General features: G+C 59.3%; 11 protein-coding genes. 7 read left to right on the forward strand and 4 right to left on the reverse strand.

Annotated features, from left to right (window positions below):
- Nucleotides 1-579 (forward strand): DNA alkylation repair protein (locus tag ACTHV6_RS07910; protein WP_441386744.1); only part of this gene is annotated, 579 nt, incomplete at its 5' end.
- A 15-nt stretch (nt 580-594) separates the two neighbouring features.
- Here ACTHV6_RS07910 and ACTHV6_RS07915 read toward each other — a convergent pair.
- Nucleotides 595-1803, reverse strand: a complete 1209-nt coding sequence (locus ACTHV6_RS07915) for a DNA recombination protein RmuC (protein WP_441386745.1) — start codon at nt 1801-1803, stop codon at nt 595-597.
- A gap of 175 nt (nt 1804-1978) precedes the next feature.
- Here ACTHV6_RS07915 and ACTHV6_RS07920 point away from each other — a divergent pair, with 175 nt between their 5' ends.
- The 4 genes from ACTHV6_RS07920 (at nt 1979) to ACTHV6_RS07935 (ending at nt 6021) form a co-directional block, all read left to right on the forward strand.
- Nucleotides 1979-3865, forward strand: a complete 1887-nt coding sequence (locus ACTHV6_RS07920; protein WP_441386746.1) for a BCCT family transporter — start codon at nt 1979-1981, stop codon at nt 3863-3865.
- A 116-nt stretch (nt 3866-3981) separates the two neighbouring features.
- The gene (gene ychF / locus ACTHV6_RS07925; protein WP_441386747.1) at nt 3982-5061 is read left to right on the forward strand and encodes a redox-regulated ATPase YchF; all 1080 of its coding nucleotides are present in this window, start codon (nt 3982-3984) and stop codon (nt 5059-5061) included.
- A gap of 203 nt (nt 5062-5264) precedes the next feature.
- On the forward strand, nt 5265-5564 hold the full coding sequence (locus tag ACTHV6_RS07930) for a HigA family addiction module antitoxin (protein ID WP_441386748.1): 300 nt from the start codon (nt 5265-5267) through the stop codon (nt 5562-5564).
- Nucleotides 5565-5637: 73 nt separating this feature from the next.
- Nucleotides 5638-6021 (forward strand): DUF2200 domain-containing protein, encoded by a 384-nt coding sequence (locus ACTHV6_RS07935; RefSeq protein WP_441386749.1) that lies wholly within the window; start codon nt 5638-5640, stop codon nt 6019-6021.
- Here the strand turns inward: ACTHV6_RS07935 and ACTHV6_RS07940 are convergent.
- The 3 genes from ACTHV6_RS07940 to arfB all read right to left on the reverse strand — a co-directional run bounded on the left by ACTHV6_RS07940 (nt 6014) and on the right by arfB (nt 7322).
- A complete protein-coding gene (locus ACTHV6_RS07940) occupies nt 6014-6421 on the reverse strand; it encodes a type II toxin-antitoxin system VapC family toxin (RefSeq protein WP_441386750.1) in 408 nt (135 codons plus the stop codon). The genes ACTHV6_RS07935 and ACTHV6_RS07940 overlap by 8 nt on opposite strands.
- Nucleotides 6415-6696 carry a type II toxin-antitoxin system Phd/YefM family antitoxin gene (locus tag ACTHV6_RS07945; protein ID WP_441386751.1) on the reverse strand — a complete coding sequence of 94 codons (282 nt, stop codon included), beginning with the start codon at nt 6694-6696 and terminating at the stop codon, nt 6415-6417. The genes ACTHV6_RS07940 and ACTHV6_RS07945 overlap by 7 nt, the downstream gene beginning before the upstream one ends.
- A 185-nt stretch (nt 6697-6881) precedes the next feature.
- Nucleotides 6882-7322: an alternative ribosome rescue aminoacyl-tRNA hydrolase ArfB gene (arfB, locus tag ACTHV6_RS07950; RefSeq protein ID WP_441386752.1), complete on the reverse strand. Its 441-nt coding sequence runs from the start codon at nt 7320-7322 to the stop codon at nt 6882-6884.
- 117 nt (nt 7323-7439) lie between these two features.
- Here arfB and ACTHV6_RS07955 point away from each other — a divergent pair, with 117 nt between their 5' ends.
- Both ACTHV6_RS07955 and ACTHV6_RS07960 read left to right on the forward strand, forming a co-directional pair.
- Nucleotides 7440-7979, forward strand: a complete 540-nt coding sequence (locus ACTHV6_RS07955; RefSeq protein WP_441386753.1) for a hypothetical protein — start codon at nt 7440-7442, stop codon at nt 7977-7979.
- Between the two features lie 33 nt (nt 7980-8012).
- Nucleotides 8013-8211 (forward strand): hypothetical protein (locus tag ACTHV6_RS07960; protein ID WP_441386754.1); only part of this gene is annotated, 199 nt, incomplete at its 3' end.

Raw genomic sequence — 8211 nt, forward strand, 5'->3', positions numbered from 1 at the left:
GCCGCCCGCAAACCAATCCAGCGGCCTTATTTTGCTGTTGCCCGCCGGGACCAGCATGCCGATTGGGGCTTTGTGGCCCAGTGTTGGGCGCTGCCCTACCGGGAGTTCCAGTACGTCGCATGCGATTATCTATACGCCGTTCGCCGCCGCCTCAGCTCTGCCGATCTGCCGCGAATTAAAGCTCTGGCATCGTCCAAACAATGGTGGGATTCGATCGATACGTTGACCAAAACAGTTGGTGCGATCGCCGCCAGTGAATCGGGGAGTGACGTCAAAGAATCCGAAAGCTCAGCCCGCAGTCAGATACTTCAGTGGGCGACCGATGATGACTTCTGGATTCGGCGCTTGGCGATTCTCCACCAGCTTGGTCAGAAAGAAGCCACGGACACGGCCGCCTTGGACGCGATCCTTGTAGCGAATCTCGGCTCTGATGAGTTCTTCATCAATAAGGCTATGGGCTGGGCTCTTCGCGAGTACTCAAAGACAGATCCAACATGGGTGGCCGCATTTATACAAGCACACGAAGCCACACTTTCCCCTCTATCGATCCGCGAAGGCAGCAAATATCTCGATCGTTAGGCTCCTTTAACATCGCTAGGCACCGCCAATGCTGTCTCCCTCAATCGTGAGCTCACCCGCCGTGAAGCTGCGAACTTGACCCTTCTCAGACGGAATCTCCCGTGGCTGTGCCACAGAGGTATCAACGGACTCGAAGGCGCGGGCCGTGACAAGCAGCCGGGTTTCAATTGAACCGACCGTCTTGTTGTAGGCCGTGACGGAGCGTTGAAGGGCTGAACCAAGTGAATCTAGATGCCCGGCAACGGTGTTGAGCCGGTCCACGAGGGTCCTCCCTAGGCCCATGATCGCCTGAGCTTCTTCCGTGACTTTCGCGGAGGACCACACGGTGGCAACCGAGCGTAGGAGCGCGAGCAAGGAGCTGGGAGCAGTGGGCGCGATGCCGGCTCCCAGTGCGTCCTCAAGCAGCGACGGATCCGCTTTCAGAGCTTCCGAGAGCAGGGATTCCGCCGGCATAAACATCACGGTGAGGTTGGGAGATCCGGGGTATTCGGCGGGATAGTTACGCTTGGACAGCTCATTGATGTGGGAGCGCACGGCCTTGGCGTGTTCAGCGAGGAGCTTGTCCCGGGCTGCGCGTGAGGCCTGATCTTCCCCGGTCATGTCTTGGGCTTTGAGCAGGGCACTCAGCGGCACCTTGGCATCCACAGCAAGGTGAAACCCGCCGGGGAGGTGCACGGTGAGATCTGGGCGAGAATCTGAACCGGCCGTGGATACCAGTGATGTTTTCTGCTGCGTGGAAAAGTCAACGTGTGGCAGCATGCCGGCGGCCTCCACGATGCGGCGTAGCTCAACTTCTCCCCATGTTCCGCGAGCGGAGTTGGATGTGAGCGCGGTGCGGAGCGAATGCGTTTCCGTGGCCAGTTCCCGCTGAGTGACGGCCGCGCTGTTGAGTTGCTCGTGCAGCTGGGAACTCTGGGCTGTCTGAGTTTCCTGCATTCCCTGGACCCTTCGATTCATCGTGTCCAACTGCTGAGCTAAGGGCGCCAGTGCCCGCATGATGTCCTGATCGGATTTGGCACGATCGATGAGTGCATTGTTTTCCTCTTCCAAACGCCCGGCACGGGCCGTGGCAGCGGCGGCAGAGGCTTGAAGCGCCGCCAATTCGTGGGCCTCCTGCCCCGGGGCGCGGGCCGCCCGAGCCTGCGCGAAGAAATAGCCGAGCCCGCAGCCGAGCGCCAAGGCCGCCACCAACAAGATCACCAAGAGAGGAGCTGAAATATCCATGGATCTAGTTCACCACGCCCCTCCCACACATTTCGGATGATCCACCGCGATTTCGCGAAACCACCCACGCTCCTGCCACAAAATGGTTAAAATACACGAAGTCCATGTACACAACACTGACGGGAGTAGGAGCTCAGCCCCTCTCTGTAGACGCAGCGACGATGCGGCGCCACACGTGGCGAAGGTACGCGGTGAACGTGATCCGTCTCTAGGGATCTTCGCCAGCACGGGCTCACACAACGCAATGGCTAAGTATCAGGAGATAAGTAAGAAGCTCATCGATGGCTTGCGCGGTTCGGCAAAGCTCAGCAGGCACGGCGACGAACATAAAGGGCTGGATAAGTGGGTGTTCGGGGTTGCCGGAGCAATCGCGGTGGCCTTCGTTGCCTGGGGAATCATCGATGCTACTGGCTTGGGCCGCGCCTCATCCACCGCCCTTGATTATGTCATGAAGAATTTCGGATGGTTCTTTGTGATCGCGGCAACGGTGTTCCTCCTGTTTATCTTGGTGGTGGCGTTCAGCCGGTTCGGCCGAATTCCCCTTGGTCAAGATAACGATGTCCCTCAATTCAAAACACTGTCCTGGATTTCGATGATGTTCGCGGCAGGCATGGGAATTGGCCTGATGTTTTACGGCGTGGCAGAGCCGCTGTTCTTCTACGTCTCGCCACCACCTGACACGGTGAGCCCCGAAACCGCGGACGCCGTCTCCACGGCGCTCGGTACCGCATTGTTCCACTGGACGCTGTACCCGTGGGCGATGTACGCGATTGTCGGGCTGGGCCTAGCTTACGGCTCCTATCGCCTTGGCCGGTCCCAACTATTCTCGTCATTGTTTGCTGGCCTGCTCGGCGAAAAGGCGGTCAACGGAGTTGGTGGCCGCATCATCAACATTCTTGCGATCGTAGCCACCTTGTTCGGCTCGGCCTGCTCTCTTGGCTTGGGGGCCCTCCAGATTGGCGGCGGCCTTGTCCACGGGGACATGGTAGAAACCGCATCCACGTCACTGTTCGTCATCATCATCGTTGTTCTCACGGTGTGCTTCATGGCCTCGGCCATCTCCGGCATCGAGCGCGGCATTCAATGGCTCTCCAACATCAACATGGTGCTGGCGGTGGCCCTAGCGCTCATCGTGTTTGTTGCCGGCCCAACCCTGTTCATCCTCAACGTGTTCCCGAATTCGCTGGGCACATTCCTAGCCGATCTTCCGCATATGGCCTCGCGCACCGCTGGCGTTGGGAGCAGCGACCTCTCCGAATGGATGTCCAGCTGGACCATCTTCTACTGGGCATGGTGGGTATCGTGGAGCCCGTTCGTTGGGCTCTTCATCGGCCGTATTTCCAAGGGACGCACCATTCGCCAGTTCGTCACCGGCGTGCTCCTTGCTCCCTCGGCAGTGTCCGTTTTGTGGTTCGCGATTTTCGGCGGCGGCGCCATCGGAACCCTCCAACGCGCACGAGCGACGGGCGCAGCCTCCTCCACGGTCCAAGAGGGTCCGGGCGGCGAACCCGTGGTGGATTCAGACACTGTCCTCTTCCAGTTCCTTGACGATCTCGCATTCCCCGGGTGGATATCTGGCGCGCTGATGGTCCTGTGCATCGTGCTGATTGCCATCTTCTTCATCACGGGCGCCGATTCAGCATCGATCGTCATGGCGGGCCTCACGGAGAACGGCACGGAGGAACCGAAGCGTTGGAACGTGGTGTTCTGGGGCCTAGCGACGGGCGGCACCGCGGCCATCATGTTGGTGGCCGGCGGCGACGATCCAGCTACGGCTCTCCAAGGACTCCAAAACATCACGATCGTCACGGCGGTTCCGTTCGTCCTAGTGCTGGTATTCCTCTGCTTCTCCATATGGCGTGACCTCTCGCGCGATCCGCTCATGATCCAGGGCGCGCTGGCCAAAGAGGTGCTCGAACAGTCCGTGGTTGAGGGCGTTGGGCGCCACAAAGGTGAGGCCTTCGCCCTCAATACCCACGAGTATTCGCCAGATGAAGCGATTGAATTGCAGGAGATTTTTGACGACGACGATCGCCGCGCGATCACCGATTCAGCCGACTAGTCCACTCGCTCGGCACAGGCTGCGGGGTGGGGATACTGGAAGTTTCGCCGTCGTCGTCGTAAAAAACACAAACAACCGGGCGGAAAAACGGGGTGCCCCGGGATAGACTGGACCACGTGTCTTTGACTATTGGAATCGCCGGGCTGCCCAACGTTGGTAAGTCAACTCTTTTCAACGCGCTCACGCGCGCGACCGTGCTCGCGGAGAACTATCCGTTCGCGACGATCGAGCCGAACGTGGGCATCGTGCCGCTTCCCGATCCGCGACTGGACGTGCTGACGGAGATGTTCCATTCCGCCAAGACGGTGCCCGCGACCGTGTCTTTCGTTGATATCGCGGGGATTGTGCGGGGTGCTTCCGAAGGTGAAGGACTCGGCAACCAATTCTTGGCGAACATCCGCGAGGCGGACGCCATCTGCATGGTCACGCGCGCCTTTTCTGATCCGAACGTGGTGCACGTGGACGGGCGGGTGGATCCGCTGGACGATATCGAAACCGTGACAACCGAGCTGATTCTGGCCGATATTCAGACTCTGGAGAAGCAGATTCCTCGCTTGCACAAGGAAGTGACCGGCAAGAAGATCTCCAAGGATGTGGTGAACGTGGCCGAGGCGGCGCTCGCGATTCTGGAGGAGGGGAAAACCCTTTCCGCGCACGGCGGGGATCTGGATCCGGACATCATCAAGGAGTTCCAGCTCATGAGCTCCAAGCCGTTCATCTACGTGTTTAACACGGACGAGGATGGACTTGCCGATGAGGCTATGCAGGCAAAGCTGCGCGGCGCTGTGGCGCCCGCCGAAGCGATTTTCTTGGACGCGAAGTTCGAATCTGAGCTGGTCGAACTTGAGCCCGACGAGGCCGCTGAAATGCTCGAATCCACCGGGCAGGAAGAATCCGGGCTGGATCAGCTGGCCCGCGTTGGTTTTGACACGTTGGGCTTGCAGACCTACCTCACAGCCGGCGAAAAGGAATCGCGCGCGTGGACCATCCACAAGGGCGACACTGCTCCACAGGCCGCTGGCGTGATCCACACCGATTTCGAGCGTGGCTTCATTAAGGCCGAGATCGTGTCCTACGAGGATCTTGTTGAACTTGGTTCTCTTGCTGAAGCGCGTGCCCACGGGAAAATGCGCATGGAGGGCAAGGACTACGTCATGCAGGACGGGGACGTGGTGGAGTTTCGGTTTAACGTCTAGCGTTATTGACGCCATGCGTTAAGTTTGGCATGATCGGCGGATCATCAGACTGTCCGCGGATTGAGAGGCGGAGCGTGCGTGGCTTCGTGAATCGACGCGACGTATCGATCCTAGAATCCATAAGACGGCGAATCGAAAACGGCATCGGCTGGATGCTGGGCCAGAAGATGTTGAGATCACGGACTACCACTGAGGAGGAGACCATGGCTGAGAAGCTCTACCCGCCGATCCACCCGGGGGAGGTCCTCATGGAGGACTTCATCGAAGGATTCGGCATCACCCAGAATAAGCTCGCCGTGTCGATTGGTGTGCCGCCACGGCGGATCAACGAGATCGTGCACGGCAAGCGTGCGATCACGGCTGATACCGCACTGCGCCTCGGCCGGTACTTCGGCATCGAGCCCCAGTTCTGGCTGAGCCTGCAGACCCGTTATGACCTTGAATTGGCAGAGGATCGGGCCGCGGACCAGATCTCCGCGATCACCCCGCTGCAGGTTGCGTGATCGGTCGGCTTGGTAAGGCATAAGAACCGGCTAGACGTCACAAGGACAACACAACAAAGTGGAATGTGACCTTATGGCACAGCATCGCATTTATCGGATGACGTGGGCAGAGCTTTACCCTAACTACGTACAAAAGGCCGAGCGTAAGTCTCGCACGAAGGACGAGGTTGATGAGATCCTGCGCTGGCTCACAGGCTACAGTCAGGAACAGCTCGATCAGATCCTTGAGACGGACACGAACCTCGAGCAGTTCTTTTCGCAGGCGCCTCAACCCAACAAGGCGCGCCTCCAGATCAAGGGAGTCATATGCGGGGTGCGTATCGAGGAGATTGAGGAAGATCTCATGCGCGAAATCCGCTATCTTGACAAGCTAATCGACGAGCTCGCCAAGGGGCGTCCCATGGCGAAGATTCTGCGGAGCGGTGGGATGTTGTCGACTCCGGGTTCATCTACTTGATAGGTGTGTGAGCAGCGGGTGCGACAATACGTATTCCTGCGTTTCCCGCGGCCTCGGCCAGTTCGCCGTCATAGGTGATCATTTCGTCCACGCCGAGGCGGAGCGCGGTCGCCAGATGGAGCGCGTCATTGGAGCGCAGCGGAGTATGCGTCCCAGCTGCGAGCAGGTCGCCCCTAGTGAGGTCGACAAGCGTGAGGAGATCCAGTGCGTCGGACACTGCGTCCAAAGGGATGTCCGCAGGATTCCTCCCGGCGGCGCAGTGGAGTTCCGTGTGGAGAAGCCAGGAGGCGACGAGTCGGCGTCCGGGCCGGGCTAACTCCTCGAAGAGAGCATCTGATTCTCGTTCCGGCACGAGCAGCTTCATCGCCGCCGACGTGTCGAGGTAGGCGGTGGTCACCATCGGCCGCGCACGTCCTCGACCATCTCGGAGGTGGTTTTCGCAGATGGGGTGCGCCCCGAGAGTCGGCCACGGAGTCTATCTAAGGTCGCCGCGTCAGCGCGCGCCGGCCTGGCGTGGCCCTGAGAGATCAGATCGTCGAGAGTCGCGCCATCGGCAGGCCCGATGACAGCAGCAGGTGTGCCATTGTTCGTCACCTGCAGTGTTTCGCCGGCCTCAACGCGACGCAGTATCTCGGCACTGTTGTTCCGTAGCTCACGGTGGGTGATCGTCGTCATGTAGCAAAGCGTAGCACCATATGTTGTGAGGTGCCGTAGGAGGGAAGAAGTACGGTTCGAGGCGATGTTCCGCGATGGGTCCCAGTTGCGCCGCGATCCGACAGTCAAAAGATCACCACTGAGCCTTGACTGAGGTCTAGCCTCGTAGCCCCAGACGTTACCTGCGTTAATCGGTCCACCTCGTGTCACTCGGATTGTGGCCTGTGCCGATCCTGTTTGATGGCGGAGCGGCGCTTCTTGGCCTCTTGGCGTCGCCGCTTTGAGGCACGCGTAGGCTTGGTCGGGCGCCTCGGCACAGGTGGAACAATAGCCTCGCGTATCGTTGCCGCTAAGCGTTCTCGTGCCGCAGCCCGGTTGCGGTGTTGTGAGCGTTGATCGGAAGATACGACGGTGAGGACGCCGCCCGAAAGCCGTGAGCCCAGTTGCTTCAGAGCACGGTTCCGCTGAATCTCGTTGAGCGCCGCCGTCGTCGAAATATCAACACTCAACTGGACCCGCGAATCGGACGTGTTCACTCCCTGCCCGCCGGGGCCGGAGGAATGCGAGAAGCGCTCGGTCAGTTCGGCGGCGCGAATCGTGACTCCGTTCGGGGCCCCGGGACCGGGCGGTACCTGTAAATCCTCCATGCTCCCAGTGTGCCATTTTCCCGCTGCTAACAGCTTGCTGGGTTTATTCTCCTGCGAACGACTGCCATCGTTTGATTGAATAACTAGGGGAGTGGTACGTACAGGGAAGGACTGAATATGGAAGTCGGATCGCTCGGTGACTGGCTCAGCGCATTGGGCGGGTTGTTGGCCGTCGTAGCCGCCGTTGTTGCGTGGAGGGTGAGCGCCAAGCTCCTAACGTTGGAACAAAGCCGCGACAACAAGGCGAGTTTGGCGGCACGGCGTTCGCAGGCCGAACTGGTGTTCGCGGTTGGTGCCGCGCTTCCTCAGCGCGGGGCCCAGAGCAAGTGGGCGGTGTACATCGTGAATGCTTCTGCGAAGCCGGTCTATGACATGATTGTTCACACTCAAAAGCTCGATGGCTCGGCGCAGAACGCCGATCTGAAACTTGGCGCCGTTCCGCCGGGACGGTTCATTGTGCCATCACATCAGACGTATCATTGGGACACTTTGCACGACTATGATCGGATCGAGGAACCGGTCGAGTTGCTAGTGAAGGGCAAAGGCAACCAAATGGTTACATGTGTTGAGTTTCTCGATGCCACGAGAGTGCCGTGGAAGCTGAACAACGGAACCGAGATCGTTGAGGCGAGTGGATCTGCGCTGGGCGGTAGATAATGGTTTCGGACGCAGGGCAGGACGGCGATGGTTGTGTCCCTTAGCAGTAGAGACTTCGACGACGATGTCCTCACTGTGCGTTGGGACCTGAACCGAACTGCGGATGAGATCTGGTCACACATCGTTAATCCAAGCTATGTGGAGCAATGGCTTGGAGCACCGATTTCGTTCAATACCGCTGTTGGAGGCGAGATTCGGATCGATCATGGCGATGGCTACATCTGCCGTTCGA

The organism is Ancrocorticia sp. (genome assembly GCF_052089425.1).
Classification (GTDB): domain Bacteria; phylum Actinomycetota; class Actinomycetes; order Actinomycetales; family Actinomycetaceae; genus Ancrocorticia.